Origin of the sequence: Streptomyces hamibioticus, assembly GCF_047946815.1 — a bacterium.
Taxonomy (GTDB): domain Bacteria; phylum Actinomycetota; class Actinomycetes; order Streptomycetales; family Streptomycetaceae; genus Streptomyces.
Genome location: NZ_JBKKQY010000001.1, coordinates 6,677,433 through 6,691,967, shown reverse-complemented (window position 1 = coordinate 6,691,967; position 14,535 = coordinate 6,677,433). Strand labels below are relative to the sequence as shown.

At 73.3% G+C, this 14,535-nt stretch carries 16 protein-coding genes; 9 read left to right on the top strand and 7 right to left on the bottom strand.

Annotated elements, in window-relative coordinates; all coding sequences use genetic code 11:
* Positions 1 to 26: 26 nt before the first annotated feature.
* Positions 27 to 1,424, bottom strand: a complete 1,398-nt coding sequence (locus ACLGIH_RS30525; protein WP_416528508.1) for a DUF6421 family protein — start codon at positions 1,422 to 1,424, stop codon at positions 27 to 29.
* 239 nt (positions 1,425 to 1,663) lie between these two features.
* Here ACLGIH_RS30525 and ACLGIH_RS30520 point away from each other — a divergent pair, with 239 nt between their 5' ends.
* The gene (locus ACLGIH_RS30520; protein WP_416528507.1) at positions 1,664 to 2,347 is read left to right on the top strand and encodes a glycerophosphodiester phosphodiesterase; all 684 of its coding nucleotides are present in this window, start codon (positions 1,664 to 1,666) and stop codon (positions 2,345 to 2,347) included.
* Between the two features lie 18 nt (positions 2,348 to 2,365).
* Here the strand turns inward: ACLGIH_RS30520 and ACLGIH_RS30515 are convergent, their stop codons facing one another.
* The gene (locus tag ACLGIH_RS30515; protein WP_416528506.1) at positions 2,366 to 2,905 is read right to left on the bottom strand and encodes a GNAT family N-acetyltransferase; all 540 of its coding nucleotides are present in this window, start codon (positions 2,903 to 2,905) and stop codon (positions 2,366 to 2,368) included.
* Positions 2,906 to 2,975: 70 nt separating this feature from the next.
* Between ACLGIH_RS30515 and ACLGIH_RS30510 the strand changes: the two genes are divergently transcribed.
* Positions 2,976 to 3,368: a VOC family protein gene (locus ACLGIH_RS30510; RefSeq protein WP_416528505.1), complete on the top strand. Its 393-nt coding sequence runs from the start codon at positions 2,976 to 2,978 to the stop codon at positions 3,366 to 3,368.
* A 92-nt stretch (positions 3,369 to 3,460) separates the two neighbouring features.
* On the opposite strand, the gene ACLGIH_RS30505 is transcribed toward ACLGIH_RS30510, so the two are convergent.
* A complete protein-coding gene (locus tag ACLGIH_RS30505; RefSeq protein WP_416528504.1) occupies positions 3,461 to 4,351 on the bottom strand; it encodes a GNAT family N-acetyltransferase in 891 nt (296 codons plus the stop codon).
* A gap of 175 nt (positions 4,352 to 4,526) precedes the next feature.
* Between ACLGIH_RS30505 and ACLGIH_RS30500 the strand changes: the two genes are divergently transcribed.
* Positions 4,527 to 5,291, top strand: coding sequence for a VOC family protein (locus ACLGIH_RS30500; protein ID WP_416528503.1), 765 nt, complete (start codon positions 4,527 to 4,529; stop codon positions 5,289 to 5,291).
* 22 nt (positions 5,292 to 5,313) lie between these two features.
* On the opposite strand, the gene ACLGIH_RS30495 is transcribed toward ACLGIH_RS30500, so the two are convergent.
* Entirely contained in the window at positions 5,314 to 5,871 is a 558-nt protein-coding gene (locus ACLGIH_RS30495; RefSeq protein ID WP_416528502.1) for a MarR family winged helix-turn-helix transcriptional regulator, read from the bottom strand.
* Entirely contained in the window at positions 5,868 to 7,613 is a 1,746-nt protein-coding gene (locus ACLGIH_RS30490; protein ID WP_416528501.1) for an FUSC family protein, read from the bottom strand. The genes ACLGIH_RS30495 and ACLGIH_RS30490 overlap by 4 nt, the downstream gene beginning before the upstream one ends.
* 159 nt (positions 7,614 to 7,772) lie before the next feature.
* On the opposite strand from ACLGIH_RS30490, the gene ACLGIH_RS30485 reads away from it, so the two are divergent.
* The 5 genes from ACLGIH_RS30485 to ACLGIH_RS30465 all read left to right on the top strand — a co-directional run bounded on the left by ACLGIH_RS30485 (position 7,773) and on the right by ACLGIH_RS30465 (position 11,599).
* On the top strand, positions 7,773 to 8,327 hold the full coding sequence (locus ACLGIH_RS30485) for a DUF5134 domain-containing protein (protein ID WP_416528500.1): 555 nt from the start codon (positions 7,773 to 7,775) through the stop codon (positions 8,325 to 8,327).
* An 85-nt stretch (positions 8,328 to 8,412) separates the two neighbouring features.
* Positions 8,413 to 9,348 carry a M56 family metallopeptidase gene (locus ACLGIH_RS30480; RefSeq protein WP_416528499.1) on the top strand — a complete coding sequence of 312 codons (936 nt, stop codon included), beginning with the start codon at positions 8,413 to 8,415 and terminating at the stop codon, positions 9,346 to 9,348.
* Between the two features lie 155 nt (positions 9,349 to 9,503).
* Complete coding sequence (locus ACLGIH_RS30475; protein WP_416528498.1) at positions 9,504 to 10,229, top strand: phosphatase PAP2 family protein; 726 nt, start codon at positions 9,504 to 9,506, stop codon at positions 10,227 to 10,229.
* Positions 10,230 to 10,497: 268 nt separating this feature from the next.
* Complete coding sequence (locus ACLGIH_RS30470) at positions 10,498 to 10,743, top strand: hypothetical protein (protein ID WP_416528497.1); 246 nt, start codon at positions 10,498 to 10,500, stop codon at positions 10,741 to 10,743.
* A gap of 151 nt (positions 10,744 to 10,894) precedes the next feature.
* On the top strand, positions 10,895 to 11,599 hold the full coding sequence (locus ACLGIH_RS30465; protein WP_416528496.1) for a TetR/AcrR family transcriptional regulator: 705 nt from the start codon (positions 10,895 to 10,897) through the stop codon (positions 11,597 to 11,599).
* Here ACLGIH_RS30465 and ACLGIH_RS30460 read toward each other — a convergent pair.
* On the bottom strand, positions 11,587 to 13,089 hold the full coding sequence (locus tag ACLGIH_RS30460) for an LVIVD repeat-containing protein (protein WP_416528495.1): 1,503 nt from the start codon (positions 13,087 to 13,089) through the stop codon (positions 11,587 to 11,589). The genes ACLGIH_RS30465 and ACLGIH_RS30460 overlap by 13 nt on opposite strands.
* A gap of 190 nt (positions 13,090 to 13,279) precedes the next feature.
* On the opposite strand from ACLGIH_RS30460, the gene ACLGIH_RS30455 reads away from it, so the two are divergent.
* Positions 13,280 to 13,945: a DUF305 domain-containing protein gene (locus tag ACLGIH_RS30455; RefSeq protein ID WP_416528494.1), complete on the top strand. Its 666-nt coding sequence runs from the start codon at positions 13,280 to 13,282 to the stop codon at positions 13,943 to 13,945.
* Between the two features lie 9 nt (positions 13,946 to 13,954).
* On the opposite strand, the gene ACLGIH_RS30450 is transcribed toward ACLGIH_RS30455, so the two are convergent.
* On the bottom strand, positions 13,955 to 14,404 hold the full coding sequence (locus ACLGIH_RS30450; protein ID WP_416528493.1) for a DUF6214 family protein: 450 nt from the start codon (positions 14,402 to 14,404) through the stop codon (positions 13,955 to 13,957).
* Positions 14,405 to 14,535: the final 131 nt, after the last annotated feature.

Here is a 14,535-nt window from a genome sequence, read left to right as displayed (position 1 = left end):
CTGAATCTGCCTGTCGGTGCGGTCGCTCACGCGGCCGTCCGCCCGGCACCGTCCGCCGTGATGCCCTTGGTCGAGGCAATCACCTTCTTGAGCTTCTTGGACAGGGCCTCGTAGAACATGCTCAGCGGAAACTCGTCCGGAAGCACGTCGTCCACGAGCTTGCGCGGCGGCTGGGACAGGTCCAGGGCGTCGGGACCCTTGGCCCACTTCGACCCCGGGTGCGGGGCGAGGTAGGTGGAGACCAGCTCGTAGCCGGCGAACCAGTGGACCAGCTTGGGACGGTCGATGCCGTCGCGGTACAGCTGCTCGATCTCGCCGCACAGCTGGTTGGTGACCTGCGGGGCCCGCTCCCAGTCGATGGAGAGCTTGTTGTCGGTCCACCGGACGACATCGTGCCTGTGCAGGTAGGCGAAGAGCAGCTGGCCGCCGAGGCCGTCGTAGTTGCGGACCCGCTCACCGGTGACCGGGAAGCGGAACATGCGGTCGAACAGCACCGCGACCTGTACGTCGCGCGCCTGCGGCACGCCCTCGCCGGCCAGCTCCACGGCCTCGCGGAAGGCGGTGAGGTCGCAGCGCAGCTCCTCCAGGCCGTACATCCAGAACGGCTGGCGCTGCTTGATCATGAACGGGTCGAAGGGCAGGTCGCCGTGGCTGTGGGTGCGGTCGTGGACCATGTCCCACAGCACGAACGCCTCTTCGCAGCGCTTCTGGTCGTGCACCATCGCGGCGACGTCCTCGGGCAGCCGAAGGCCGAGGATGTCGACGGCCGCCTCGGTGACCCGGCGGAACCGGGCCGCCTCGCGGTCGCAGAAGATGCCGCCCCAGGTGAAGCGCTCGGGGGCCTCGCGCACGGCGATGGTCTCCGGGAAGAGCACCGCGGAGTTGGTGTCGTAGCCCGAGGTGAAGTCCTCGAAGGTGATGCCGCAGAACAGCGGGTTGTCGTAGCGGGTGCGCTCCAGCTCGGCCAGCCAGTCCGGCCACACCATGCGCAGCACGACCGCCTCGAGGTTGCGGTCCGGGTTGCCGTTCTGCGTGTACATCGGGAAGACGACCAGGTGCTGGAGGCCGTCCTGCCGGTTCGCGGCCGGCTGGAAGGCCAGCAGCGAGTCCAGGAAGTCGGGCACCTCGAAGCCGCCGTCGGCCCAGCGGCCCAGGTCCGTCACGAGCGCCTCGTGATAGGCGCGGTCGTGGGGCAGCAGCGGGGACAGCTCCCGCACCGCGTCGGCCACGCGGCGTACGGCGTCCTCCGCCTCGGCGCGCTCCGGGGCGCCCTCGGCGTCGAAGTCGATCGCCCCGTCCTTCGACTGCCATGGCCGGATGCGTTCCACGGCATCCTTGAGCACGGGCCAGGCCGGGTGCTCAATCACCCTGCTCGCCGGAGGAACCTTCTCCTCCGCACCCACCTGCACAAGAATTTCCGTCATGTCTCATCCTCCACGGGAGAACCTCGCGTGACCACACCGTAGGCATAGGAGCTTTCTCCCAGCAAGTGAGCCCCGGGAAAATCTCCTGCACCGCCTCATCTTCGCCGCATTTTTTCCTGTACTTCGCCGGGGTGTGCGGTGGACCACCGAAACTCCGGGGCCGGTGGCCGTATACCCGGGGCGGCACGGGGGAAGCGGTCCGGATGAGGTCCCCGCCGTCGACGGAAAAGAGCGGAACGTTGAACTTCCTCACCATCGGTCACCGCGGAGTGGCGGGCGTCGAGCCCGAGAACACCCTGCGCTCCTTCGTCGCCGCCGAGCGGGCCGGACTCGACGTCGTGGAACTGGACCTGCACCTGAGCAAGGACGGCGAGCTGGTCGTCATGCACGACGCGGACGTGGACCGCACGACCGACGGCACCGGAGCGATCGCCGAGAAGACGCTGGCCGAGCTGCGCACGCTGGACGCGGGCCTCGGCGAGCGGGTGCCGGTGTTCGAGGAGGCGCTGGACGCGGTGTCGCTGCCGATGCAGGCCGAGATCAAGGACGCGGCGGCGGCACGGACGCTGGCCGAGGTGATGCTGCGGCGGGACCTCGCCGACCGGGTGGAGGTGATCTCGTTCCACGACGAGGCGATCGTCGAGATCGCCCGGCTGGTGCCGGGCGTGCGGACCGCGCTGGTCGCCCAGTACTACGGCCCCGAGGTCGTGGACCGTGCGGTCGCCGCCGGGGCCGGGACCGTCTGCCTGGACATCCGCCGGCTCACCCTGGAGGTCGTGGAGCGGGCGCGCGCGGCGGATCTGCGGGTCTTCTCCTGGACGATCAACACCCAGCAGCACCTGAAGCTCGTGCGGGCCTTCGGGCTGGACGGCGCGACCACCGACTTCCCGGAGATCAAGCGCACCGGCCGCTTCACCGCGTGAGCACCGCCCGCCGAGGCGTCACACCAGCGGCTTGACCAGCAGTTCGAACTCCAGATCGTCGCGCTGCGGGATGCCGAAGCGCTCGTCGCCGTACGGGAAGGGCGTCATCCGGCCCGTACGGCGGTAACCGCGGCGCTCGTACCAGGCGATGAGGTCCTCGCGCACGGAGATCACGGTCATGTGCATCTCGCGCACGCCCCATGCGGCGCGGACCTGCCGCTCCGCCTCCGCGATGATCACCTTGCCGAGTCCGCCGCCCTGGAGCGCCGGGCTGACCGCGAACATCCCGAAGTACGCGTACTCGCCCCGGTGTTCGAGCTGACAGCAGGCGATGATCCGCCCGTCCCGCTCGACGGCCAGCAGCCTGCTGTCGGGCGACTTGATGACCTCCAGCACACCCTCCAGGTCGGTGCGCTGCCCCTGGAGGATGTCCGCCTCGGTGGTCCATCCCGCCCGGCTGGACTCTCCCCGGTACGCCGACTCGATCAGCGCCACCAGCTCGTCGACGTCGGCGTCGACGGCGTCGCGGAAGGTCAGTTCGGTGGCGGCGGTGTCCATGGCGCAGATCTCCGGTTCTCGGCGCGGCAACGACTTCGAAGAGCGTAGCGCCCGCACTAGGCTCCGCCGCATGGTGCATGTACTCAGCAGCCGTGTGCTCCTCCGCCCCGTCGACCCCGAACGGACCCGCGCCTTCTACGGCGAGCGGCTCGGGCTCGCCGTCCACCGCGAGTTCGGCACCGGGCCGGAGCGCGGCACCGTCTATTTCCTCGGCGGCGGGTTCCTGGAGGTCTCCGGCCGCGCCGAGGGCCCGGTGGATCCCGGTCTCAAGCTGTGGATGCAGGTCGAGGACGCGGCAGCGGTCCATGAGGAGCTGCGCGACAAGGGCGTGGAGATCGTCCGGCCGCCGGTGCGCGAGCCGTGGGGGCTGGTGGAGATGTGGATCGCGGACCCGGACGGCACGCCGATCGTGCTGGTCGAGGTGCCCGCGGACCATCCGCTGCGGTACCGGCCGGGCATCTGACCCACCCGCCGTCCCGGCCGGGCGTCCGACCCGCCCGCCGTCCCGGCCGGGTTGATGGTCCGCCCGCCGTCCCGGCCGGGCGTCCGGACGGCTCATTCCGGCAGGTGCTCCCAGCCCCGGTCGGTGCGGGTCAGTTCCCGGAAGCCGGCGCCGGTCAGGTCCGCGATCGCCGTGCGGTCGGCCTCCGTCTCGTAAGCGGCGAGCCGGTCCACGCCGCACAGGCGCAGCCAGTCGGCGGCCCGCGCGAGCAGCCGCCGCTCCAGGCCGGTGCCGCGCTCGGCCGGATCGATGTGCAGGTTGCCGATGTCGGCGAGGCCCGCGGCCCGGACGTGGCGCTCAGGGCGGGACAGGGCCGTGTCCACCTCGACGAAGCCGAGGGCGCGTCCGTCGGCGTACGCGGTGAACCGGGTGCCGCACGCGCCCAGCGTGCGCTCGACCGTGATCCCGCGGCCGGGCGGGTCGACGGGCAGGTCGGCCGTCCGCGCGAGCAGGATCACCTCCGAGTCGCCCGTGTGCCGGAACCCGGCGCGTTCGTAGACGGCCCGGACGTGCGGCCAGGGGCGCGGCAGGCCGTACACGAGGGGAGCGGGCAGGGCTCCGTCGGCGTACCGGACGCGTACGTCCCAGCGGGCGAACCGGGCCAGGCAGGCGTGCATCAGCAGGTCGGCGGCAGGTGCGGGCTCCGGCCGGAAGGACGCCGGCACATGGCACACGAACCAGTCGACGGCACCGGCGTCCCGGTAGGCCGCGCCCACCTCGGCGTCGTCCCGGTAGCGCAGCAGGTGGGCCGCGGCGACGAGCGTCACGCGCTCGGCCACCCACGGGTCGGTGACGAACTCGTCGGGCTGCCGCTCCAGAGCGCTCAGGACGGTGTTCACGGAGACGGAGACGCCGGGGGCGACGGCGGCGATGTGCGCGTTGACCAGATCCGTCAGCTGGTCGCGGTCGTCGCGGCGGAAGGGGCGCACCGTGGGCGCGGGCATGGGGAACCTCCGGGCAGGCTGAAGAAGCGGGAGGCCGCCATGCGGTGTGCGGTACGGGTGAGAGGGTACGTCGGCGGGTGAGCGCACACCACCGGTTTTCGCCGGATGGCCGGGGCGCGGGCCCCGGCTTAGCGTGCTGAGGGGAACGACCGACCGCGGAAGGGACGCCCACGCCATGAAGCTCGACGCCCCGCTGACCGGCGGGCCCTGCTGGGCCGAGCTGGGGACCAGCGACCTGGAGTCGGCCAAGCGGTTCTACACCAAGCTGTTCGGCTGGCGCCCCGAGACGGACGCGCGGCAGCAGACCGGCGGCTACACGGTCGCGCATCTCGGCGACGCACCGGTCGCGGCCCTGGCGCCGCTCTACCAGGCGGACCAGCCGATCGCCTGGAACGTGTCGTTCGCCGTGACCGACGCGGACGCCGCCGCACGGGGGGTGACGGACGCCGGCGGGGCGGTGCTGCTCGGACCGCAGGACGTGTTCGACGCGGGCCGGTTCGCGGTGGCCGTGGACCCGACGGGCGCCGTCTTCCAGCTGTGGCAGGCCCGCGCCTTCGCGGGAGCCGGACGGTTCAACGCGCCCGGCACACTGGGCTGGGTGGAACTGCTGACCCGGGAGCCCGAACGGGCCGCCGACTTCTACACCACGGTGTTCGGCTGGCGGGTGAACACCGCCGACCGCTACCCCCAGTGGAGCCTGGGCGGCGCGGACTTCGGCGGCATGGTGGCGATGGACGACAAGTTCCCGCACGAGGTGCCGCCGCACTGGCTGCCCTACTTCGCGGTGGAGGACGTGGACGCCGCCACGGCCGACTCGGTGGAGAGCGGCGGGGTCCCGCTCATGGTCCCCACCTCGCTGCCCGACGGGCCGCGCATCGCCGTGCTGCGGGACCCGCAGGGGGCGATGTTCGGGGTGTACCGGGCGGGCGACGAGCCCTGAGCCGCACCCGGCGCCCGGTTCCTCACGTCCGCAGGCCGCCCAGCCGGCCTTCGAGGCGGACGAGCAGTTCCCCGAGCAGGTGGGCGAGGTCGGCCTGGTGCGGGGCCGTCAGTCCGGAGAGGACGGCGGTCTCGTAGGCGAGCTGGTCGGGGAGGATCGCGTCGACGAGGTCGCGGCCGGCGTCCGTGAGGCGGACGTGGGCGACGCGGCGGTCACGGGTGTCGCCGCGTCGCTCGACGAGGCCGCGCTCGGTGAGCTGCTTGAGGCGTTTGGTGACGGCGGCCCCGGAGGAGAAGGTCTCCCGGGCCAGTTCGCCCGGGGTCAGCTCGTGCCCGGTCCGGCGCAGCGCGCCGAGCAGGTCGAACTCGGGGCGGCTGAGCCCGGCCCGGCGCAGCGGGGCGTCCTCGGCCTGCTGGAGGAGGGCGGCGCAGCGGTTGATGCGGCCGATGATCTCCATGGGCCCGGTGTCCAGGCCGGGGTGGACGGCCCGCCACTGCCGTACGACCCCGGCGACGGTGTCCCCGCGCCCCTCCCCCGTCGCCGCCGTCTCGTGCGGCGGGCGCTCCTCCGGTGCCGTCATGGCCGTACGTCCTCCGTCGTGGTGTCCGTGTCCGAGCCTGTGTCCGCGTCCATGGCGTCCATGGCGTCCATGGACGCCATGGCCCGTTCCGGGCGCGGCTCCTGGTGCCGCACCATGGCGGCGAGCGTACGGTGTCCGGCCTGCTCGGCGTGGACCACCCGGTCCTGCGGGAGGGAGCGCGGCCACCACTCGCCGGCCGCGGCGTCGGCCGTGGCCCGCAGGTCGGCCAGGGCGGCGGCCAGGGAGCGCCGGGCGGCCTCCAGGGCACCGGGGGCGGGGACGGGCTCGGCCAGCAGGCGGGCGGCGTGCTCGCGGGCGCGGTCGGCGGCGAGCAGCGCGTGCTCGACGCGGTCGCCCGCGCGGCGGTTGGTCACGGCGACGGCGGCGAGGAATCCGACCAGGGCGCCGACGAGGGTGTCCACCGCCCGCTCGGTGATCAGCTCACCGGGCTTGTGGTAGCCGGCGAACTCGGTGATGAGCAGCGCCATCGGGGTCACGCAGACGCTGCCGAGCCAGTAGTTGCGGGAGATGAGCGCCTCGGCGCCGAAATTCAGGGCCAGACAGAGCAGGACCAGCAGGGCCTGGCCGAGGTGGGCGAGCGGGGCGATGGCGGCGAACAGCACCACTCCGGCGAGGTTGCCGACGACGCGCTGGACGGTCCGGCTCCAGGTGAGGGTGAGGTTGGCCTGGTAGAGAGCGGCGGCGGTGACCAGGGCCCAGTAGGGGCGGCCGATGCCGAGGGCGAGGGAGGCGTACCCGGCGAGCGCGCAGCCGAGAGCGGTGCGTGCGGCGATCGGGGCGAGCGGGCCGAGCCGGCGCCACAGCGGCACCGGCCGGACGCGCAACTCGGTTTCGGTGCCGAGGAGTTCGCCGGCGGTGGCACGGGTGTCCCCGGTGCGGGGGACGCGGCCGGTGCCCCGCAGATCGCGGGCCCAGCCGCGCAGCCGCTCCGGGTCGGCGTCGGCGGGCGCGGCGAGCGCCACCTCGGCGCGGACGACGAGCCGCTCCAGGGCACACCGGGTGGCGGCGCGGGCGCCCGTCGTCGGCACGGACAGCAGCGACTGCCGGGCCGTCTGCACGGCGGCGTAGCCGGCGGCGCGGGCCGCGGCGTGGCCGTCGCCGGTGCCGCGCGTGTCGGCGTACGCGGCGGCGGCGAGCAGGGCCTGGGCGGTGGTGCGGCGCTCGGGGCCGTGCGGGCGGAGCAGGCCGGGGGCCATGCCGACGGCCCAGGCCCAGGCGCCCGCCGCGGCGGCCGTCGCCAGGTGGCCGGGGACCTGGCCGAGGGTCTGCGGGGCGAAGAGGGAGGCGGAGCTGATGAAGGTGAGGACGACGTTGCCGGGCGGGCCGATGCGGGTGGCGTCGCACAGCGCCTTCTGCGCGGCGGCCAGCAGGGCGCCGACGGTGACGAGGACGGCCGGGTCGCGCGTGAGCGAGGCGGTGACCAGGGCGACGGCGACGCCCCCGAGCATGCCGAGCACCACCCGGGCGAGCGCGCGGGCGCGGGCGGCGTAGGGGCGGTCGTGGGCGTAGAGGGCGCACAGGGACCCGGCCATCGTGTACATCGCCAGGTCGAGCCGGCCGAGTGCCAGCAGGATCAGGTTGGGCGGGGCGACCGCGGCGACCGAACTCAGGGCGGGTTTGAACCAGATGTCGGAGGGGCGGCGCAGCCGGAGCACACCGGCCAGTGGCAGCCGCCGGCCGAGCCGGTTGCCGGAGGTGGGGGCGGGGGTCGCACTGCTCATGCGCGTCATGTTAGCAAGTGTTTTACCCGTAAAAGATTTCCTCTCGTCCGGGTGTGGCTCTCGCGTTCCACCGCACGCTCCCCGGGTGCGCCCTTGCGCTCGCGTGCGCGCCGCGTGGTCCGGGCATCCCTTGACCGACCGTCGAGCGGGGAGGTGCGTGTGCACGGACCGGCGTCGTCCGGGTGGCTGCTGGTCGCGCTGTGCGCGGCGACCGGCGCCTACTGCCTGCTGCGGATGCGCAGCAGCGTCGAGGAGCAGCGCCACGCCGCGGGCGACGAGGCGCTGATGGGATTCGGCATGGCCGCCATGGCGGTCCCGGCGGCGGTGTTCACCCCGCCCGGCTGGGCCTGGCCCGGATATGCCGTCGTGTTCGGGGCCGCCGGGCTGCGCGCCCTGTGGGCGGCCCGGAGCAGCCGTCACCACCTGCACCACCTCGTGGGCGCCGGGGCCATGGTCTACATGTCGGTCGTGATGGCCGGCACCCCCGCCCCCGCCCATGCCCACGGCCACGTCGGCTCGGGCGTCCCCCTGCTCACCGGCGCCCTGCTGCTCTACTTCGCCGGGTACGTCCTGCTGACCGGGACGCGTCTGGTCCCGGTGACCGCCGTCGCGGGCAGCAGCCCAGCCGCAGGGTGGGGCGACCGGCCGGAGCTGGCGCGGGCGTGCCGGCTGTCGATGGGCATCGCGATGCTGGCGATGCTGCTGACGATGTGACGCCGGTCCGCGCACGGCCGTTGACTGCGTCACTTTGCCGCGGCGGGCCCTGCCCCGCGCGGGCCGGCACTCATAGGCTGCTCCCATGATCCTCCCCGCGGCCCTGTTGCTGCTCGGTGCCCTGACCGCCGTCGCCGCGCCCCGGCTGCTCGCACGGGCCGACTGGCCGGACCGTGAACCGGTGGTCGCGCTGTGGGCGTGGCAGTGCGTGGTGGCGGCCGTCCTGGTGTGCTGCGCGCTGTCGATGACGCTCAGCGCGGCGGCCGCGTGGCACGCGGTGGGCGGTCACGTGTTCGCCACGGCGCCGCGCGCGGTCGTCGAGGCCTACGCGCTCGGCTCGGCCGGCCACTGGGCGGCGACGACCGCGGTCACGCTGGCGTGCGGCGGGCTGTGGAGCGCCGCGATGCTGGTCCGGGAGGTCGTGCGGGCCCGCGCGCGGCGCCGGCGGCACCGGGCCCAACTCCTCGACCGCGCCCCGCTGCTGCCGGGCGAGACCGCCGGTGCGGACCGGCTGGTCGTTCTGGAGGGCGAGCGCCCCGACGCCTGGTGGCTGCCCGGCACTCCCCCGCAACTGGTCGTCACCACCGCCGCGTTGCGCCGCCTGGAGGGGCGCCGGCTGGACGCCGTCCTCGCCCATGAGCAGGGGCACGCGCAGGCCCGGCACGACTGGCTGCTGCACTGCTCGGCGGCGCTCGCGGGCGGGTTCCCGCAGGTGCCGGTCTTCGCCGCGTTCCGCGACGAGATGCACCGCCTGGTCGAGTTGGCGGCCGACGACATGGCCTCCCGCCGCTTCGGCCGGCTGACGACCGCCCTGGCCCTGGTGGAACTGAACGAGGACCGCGGGGTGTTCGGCCCGTGCCCGGCGGCCCAGGCCCAGGTTCCGCAGCGGGTGCACCGGCTGCTCACGCCGCCGAACCGGCTGACGGCGGGCCACCGTCTGCGGCTGACCGCGGCGGCCTCGCTGGTGCCGGTCGTGCCGGTCCTCGTGGCCTTCGTGCCGGGGCTGCGGGCCATGGGCTAGGTGCGCTGTCCGGGGATCCCCGTCGTCCGCCCACGGGGCAGGCGGGAGTCGCCGGGCAGGCCCTGGCGGTCCGGCGGCCCGCCCACCCGGCTACCGCCCCGCCGCGGATCCGGCCGGACTGGCCCCGGAGCGGTCGCTTCCACGAGGATCGCAGCATGCAGACGCCGCCCCTCGACTCCCCGCCCCGACCTCGCCGGCCCCGCACCGCCGTGCGCACCGCCTGGGTGCTCGGCGTGTGTTCCGCGCTGCTGCTCGTCCTGGTGGAGGCCGAGTGGCGCCCGCTGGTCGCCATGGACGAGGAGGTCTCGCACACCACGCACCGCTGGGCGGTCGAGGAACGGGGCGTCACCCAGGCCTTCCGCGTCCTGACGGACTGGGTGTGGGACCCGGTGACGATGCGTGTGCTCTGCGGAGCCGTGGCACTGTGGCTCGGGGTGCGGCGCGGCGCCTGGTGGACCGCCGGGTGGCTGGCGGTGGCCTGTGCCCTCGGCGCCCTGATGCAGCAGGCGCTGAAGGCGGCGGTGGGCCGCGACCGCCCGGTCTGGCCGGACCCCGTGGACAGCGCGCACTACGCGTCCTTCCCCTCGGGGCACGTCATGACCGCCACCCTCGTGTGCGGCCTGCTGCTGTGGCTCCTGCACCACTACGGCGCCCCGCGCGCGCTGCGTTCGGCCGCGCTCTCCGTCGCCGTGGTCTCCGCGGTCGGCGTCGCCCTGACCCGGGTGTGGCTGGGCGTCCACTGGACGACGGACGTGGTCGGCGGCTGGCTCCTGGGCGCGCTGACGGTGGTGCTGGCGGTCCTCGCCCACCGGACGGGGCACCCGGAGCGGGCCGCAAGGCCGCCCCTCCGTCCGCGGCGCGACCCGCCGGGTGGGCCCTAGGTGTGCCGCGCCGGGTCGCCGGTGCCCCGCGCGCCGGGTGCCGCTGCCGCGTCCCGGCCCGGACGACGCGCTGTACGAGCGGCACATGAACGGTGGCCGAACTGCCGGACGGGCTGCGGGCGGTGCAAGGACCCGGTGGGCCGAGCGCAGGTCGCCGGGAAGCCCCCCGAAGGCGTTCGTGCGCCGGTTCCACGCCCTTGTGGTGGTGTCGTGCACCGCTGACCGTTGTGGTCCGGGTCGGATGATGGTGTACGGACAGGGGGCTGAGGTGCGAGGCAGGTTCGACGACGTGCTGGGCCGGCTGCTGCTGCGGCTGGCGGTGGTGCTGCACCGGACGGTGGCGGGCAAGCGTGCGGTGGAGCGGCTCCAGGACCGGAGGAACAGGGCGCTGCGCGCGGCCTACCGGCGCGGGGTGCCGGTGCCGGAACTGGCGGCGGGGCTGGGGCTGAGCGAGGGATGGGTGCGGCAGGTGCTGAACGGGCGGAAGCCGCCGGCGGTGGAGGAGGCCGCTTAACCGGGCCCCGACGGCACGCAGTGCGTCCGTCCGTCTCGGACGATCCCCCGCGTCGCCCGAGACGGACGGCAACCGGACCTGGCGCACAGGGTGCCGGTCCGGATGCGCTGAGTATAGTTGGCTGCCAGCCAGTCAACGCAGGAGTTACAGAATGTCCCCGCGAAGCGCCTCGGTCAATGCGGAGTTGCGGAGACGGTCGAAGGAGCGGCTGCTGCAGGCGGCGGTGGAACTGGTCGGCGAGCGCGGCTACGAGGCGACCACGCTCGCGGACATCGCGGACCGGGCGGGCGCGGCGCGGGGCCTGGTGTCGTACTACTTCCCCGGCAAGCGCCGGCTCGTGCAGTCGGCCGTGCACCGGCTGATGCACCGCACGCTGGAAGAGTCGCTGGAGCGCGAGCCGCGCACCGACGACGGGGCGGAGCGGATGGCGCGGGCCGTCGACGCGATCCTGGGCCTGGCCCGGGACCGGCCCGTGCTGATGCGCCAGCACATGGCGGGCCTGCTGGAGGCCGAGGGCTTTGTGCAGTGCCCGGAGCAGCGGCGGCTGGCCGAGCTGCTGCGGGACACCGTCGCCCGGCACGGGTCACGGGACGTCGACGGCGACTACCCGCTGCTGCGGGCGCTGCTGATGGGTGCCGTCTACGCCGCTCTGGTGCCGGGGGCGCCGATGCCGGTGCGGGTACTGCGGGCCGAACTGTTCCGCCGTTACCGGCTGGCCTGGGAGCTGGGTGACCCGCCGGGCGCCGAGGCGCCCGGCGGGAGGTGCGACGCGGATCTGTCGCGGTTCTTCGCGACCGGGGCGGCACCGGGGTGCGCGCCGGGCGGTCGTCCGGACGGGCCGGATCAGTCGAAGTAGTCCGGCTGCGTCTGTACGTTCAGCTCCCGCAGGTGCACCCACCGCGCCGGGTCGGTGCGACGGTCGCTGAGCTTGAGGACGTCGAAGCCCTTGGCGATGTCGTTCGAGTAGATGTAGCCGTTGTAGTAGTACGCCGACCAGGAACCGCCGGTGACGATCCGGTCGGTGCTCAGCGGGCCGCGCTCGAAGTGGGCGATCTCCTTCGGGCGCTCGGAGTCGGTGAACTCCCAGACGGAGACACCGCCCTGGTACCAGGCCTGCACCATGATGTCGCGGCCCTTGACCGGGATCAGCGAGCCGTTGTGGGCCACGCAGTTCTCGGTGTCCGCCTGGTGGCGCGGGATCTTGAAGTAGCTGCGGAAGACCAGCTTGCTCTTCTTGCCCTTGCCGACGATGTCGTAGATGCCGTTCGCGCCGCGGTTCGGGCCGATCTCGGCGTTGCAGGTGGCGCCGCCGCCCCCGCCCAGCTCGTCGGTGAACACGACCTTGTCCGCCTTCTGGTTGAAGGTGGCCGAGTGCCAGAACGCGAAGTTGACGTTGTCCTGGACCCGGTCGATCACCTTCGGGCGCTCGGGGTCCTTGATGGAGAACAGGATGCCGTCGCCCATGCAGGCGCCCGCCGCGAGGTCCCTGGACGGCAGCACGGTGATGTCGTGGCAGCCGGTGGTCTTGGACACGCCCGGGTTGGTCGGCCCGCCCGGGTTGCCGCCGCCGTCCGGGCCCTCACCCGGGAACAGCACGGGGAAGCCGACGACCGCCGCCTTCTCGGGGGCCCCGCGCGGCACCTTGATGACCGAGATGCCGTCGTGCGGCGGCTGGCAGTCGGGGTAGGCGGCGTTCGGCGAGTAGGAGGAGACGTAGATGTAGACGTTGCGGCGCTCCGGCACCAGCGTGTGGGTGTGCGAACCGCAGGCGGTCTCGACCGCGGCGACGTACTTCGGGTTGCGCTTGTCGCTGATGTCGAAGACCTTCATGCCCTCCCAGGAGGACTTCTCGGTCGCGGGCTGGGTGGTGCTGTTGCAACTGCTGTCGCTGCGCGAGGAGTCGGTGGACAGGAACAGCAGGTCGCCGGAGACGGAGATGTCGTTCTGCGACCCCGGGCAGAGCACCTGGGAGACCGTCCTGGGCGCCTTGGGGTTGCTGATGTCGAAGATGCGGAAGCCGTCGTAGTTGCCGGCGAAGGCGTACTTCCCCTGGAAGGCCAGGTCCGAATTGGTGCCGGGCAGCACGTCCTTGGGGATGTTGGCGAGATGCGAGATGTTGTCGGAGTGGACGATCTCGTCCTGGGCGGGTATCTCTCCGCTCTCGATGGCTTCCCGCACCTCGGCCCGGGCGTTGCCCGGTACCTCCTGGGACGCGGACGGCCCGTCCCCGGGGTCGGGGATCGCGGTGGCCGGACCGGCGGTGACCAGCGCGGCCAGGAGCCCGGCGGCGGCCGCCGCAACTCCCAGACGTCTACGCCGCGTTCGCGGGTCGTTCAACAGGATCACTGTTTCCTCCCTCGTTCCGTTCGCTCGGGAACGGTGACGCACCCCGGCAGTATTGTCTTCGACATGCTCATACCAACAGAGGGCAACGGGAACGGGTTGAAGTTTTCTGATCAGTGACACGCGGAAGCGTGCTAAGACGGTCACGGCACTCACGAGGTGCCGCCCCTCGCACCCCGCCCAGGAGGTCGTCGTGCTCTTCCGCCCCGCGTCCCGCGCGTCGCTCGCCACCGCCTCGTTGGTCGTTCTGGCCGTCCTCGGCCTCGGGGCCTGCGACTCCGGCGGCGCCGGTGAGGAGACCCGGTCGGCGTCGGACGGGCCTTCGGTGATCGCGCCGGGCAAGCCGGGCGAGGACAACCGCACCCTGTCCGCCGAGGACGCCGCGCAGCAGCGCGCCGACGACGACTCGCCCAACTCCGCGGACGTGGAGTACGCCCGCATGATGATCCGGCACCACGAGCAGGCGCTGGTGATGACCGGCCTTGTCCCGGAACGGGCCGAGTCCGGCCGGGTCGAGAAGCTCGCCGAGCGCATCGCCGCCGCACAGGGACCGGAGATCACCGCCATGCGGGGCTGGCTGACGTCGCACGGCAGGACGGAACGGGAGACGGACGGCGGGCACGACCACACCACGATGCCCGGAATGGCCACCGAGGCACAGCTGAAGAAGCTGCGCGCGGCCGAGGGCAAGGAGTTCGACCAGCTCTTCCTCACGCTGATGATCACGCATCACGAAGGGGCGATCACCATGGCCGCGGACGTGAAGGCGCAGGGCAACAACGTGCAGATCGAGGAGATGGCGGACGACGTGGTCGCGCAGCAGACGAGCGAGATCACCCGGATGCGCGAGATGCTGTGACCGCCCGGATCAGCGCCGGGCCCGCCGCGGCGTGAGGAACCCCGCGTCGCGCGCCCGGCCGATCATCCGCAGCGACGTGCGGCGACTGTGCCCGGTCGCGCGCATCACCGCCAGCACGGGGTCGGCGCCCTCCTGCTGAGCGGCGCGGTACTCCTGCGCCAGCAGCCGCTGCCCCTCCCGGCCGCCGGGCCACACCGGCCGGGCGCGGCGCCCGGCGGGACGCCGCGCACCGTCGGACGCCGGCCCGCAGGCTTCGGCCAGCGGGCCCTCCAGCCACTCGGGGAGCGCCGCCAGGTCGTCGAGGGACAGGGCCGGCTGGGCCCGTACGTCCTCGACCCGCACACCCTGCGCGGACAGCACGGCCAGCGCCTCCACCCGGGCCCCGTCGGCGAAGGTCAGCCGCACCTCGAACCACGACGTGGTGCCGCCGTTCTCGCACACGTCCCACGCATGCCGCACGGACGTCTCACCGTCGCCCGGGGAGCGGTCGCAAAGCTGAAGAGAACGATCAGCGAAGGATGCTTCGAACACACACGCAACGTAACCGCATGATCACACTCCATACGAACGACACGCGTCCGCAGGGCGCG

What these genes read in the sequence shown, in the direction of transcription:
- ACLGIH_RS30505 (WP_416528504.1), bottom strand. Translation starts at nt 4,351, where the DNA reads ATGCCCGCGCCCACGGTGCGCCCCTTCCGCCGCGACGACCGCGACCAG.
- ACLGIH_RS30465 (WP_416528496.1), top strand. Translation starts at nt 10,895, where the DNA reads ATGTCCCCGCGAAGCGCCTCGGTCAATGCGGAGTTGCGGAGACGGTCG.
- ACLGIH_RS30495 (WP_416528502.1), bottom strand. Translation starts at nt 5,871, where the DNA reads ATGACGGCACCGGAGGAGCGCCCGCCGCACGAGACGGCGGCGACGGGG.
- ACLGIH_RS30510 (WP_416528505.1), top strand. Translation starts at nt 2,976, where the DNA reads ATGGTGCATGTACTCAGCAGCCGTGTGCTCCTCCGCCCCGTCGACCCC.
- ACLGIH_RS30475 (WP_416528498.1), top strand. Translation starts at nt 9,504, where the DNA reads ATGCAGACGCCGCCCCTCGACTCCCCGCCCCGACCTCGCCGGCCCCGC.
- ACLGIH_RS30500 (WP_416528503.1), top strand. Translation starts at nt 4,527, where the DNA reads ATGAAGCTCGACGCCCCGCTGACCGGCGGGCCCTGCTGGGCCGAGCTG.
- ACLGIH_RS30525 (WP_416528508.1), bottom strand. Translation starts at nt 1,424, where the DNA reads ATGACGGAAATTCTTGTGCAGGTGGGTGCGGAGGAGAAGGTTCCTCCG.
- ACLGIH_RS30515 (WP_416528506.1), bottom strand. Translation starts at nt 2,905, where the DNA reads ATGGACACCGCCGCCACCGAACTGACCTTCCGCGACGCCGTCGACGCC.
- ACLGIH_RS30490 (WP_416528501.1), bottom strand. Translation starts at nt 7,613, where the DNA reads ATGAGCAGTGCGACCCCCGCCCCCACCTCCGGCAACCGGCTCGGCCGG.
- ACLGIH_RS30480 (WP_416528499.1), top strand. Translation starts at nt 8,413, where the DNA reads ATGATCCTCCCCGCGGCCCTGTTGCTGCTCGGTGCCCTGACCGCCGTC.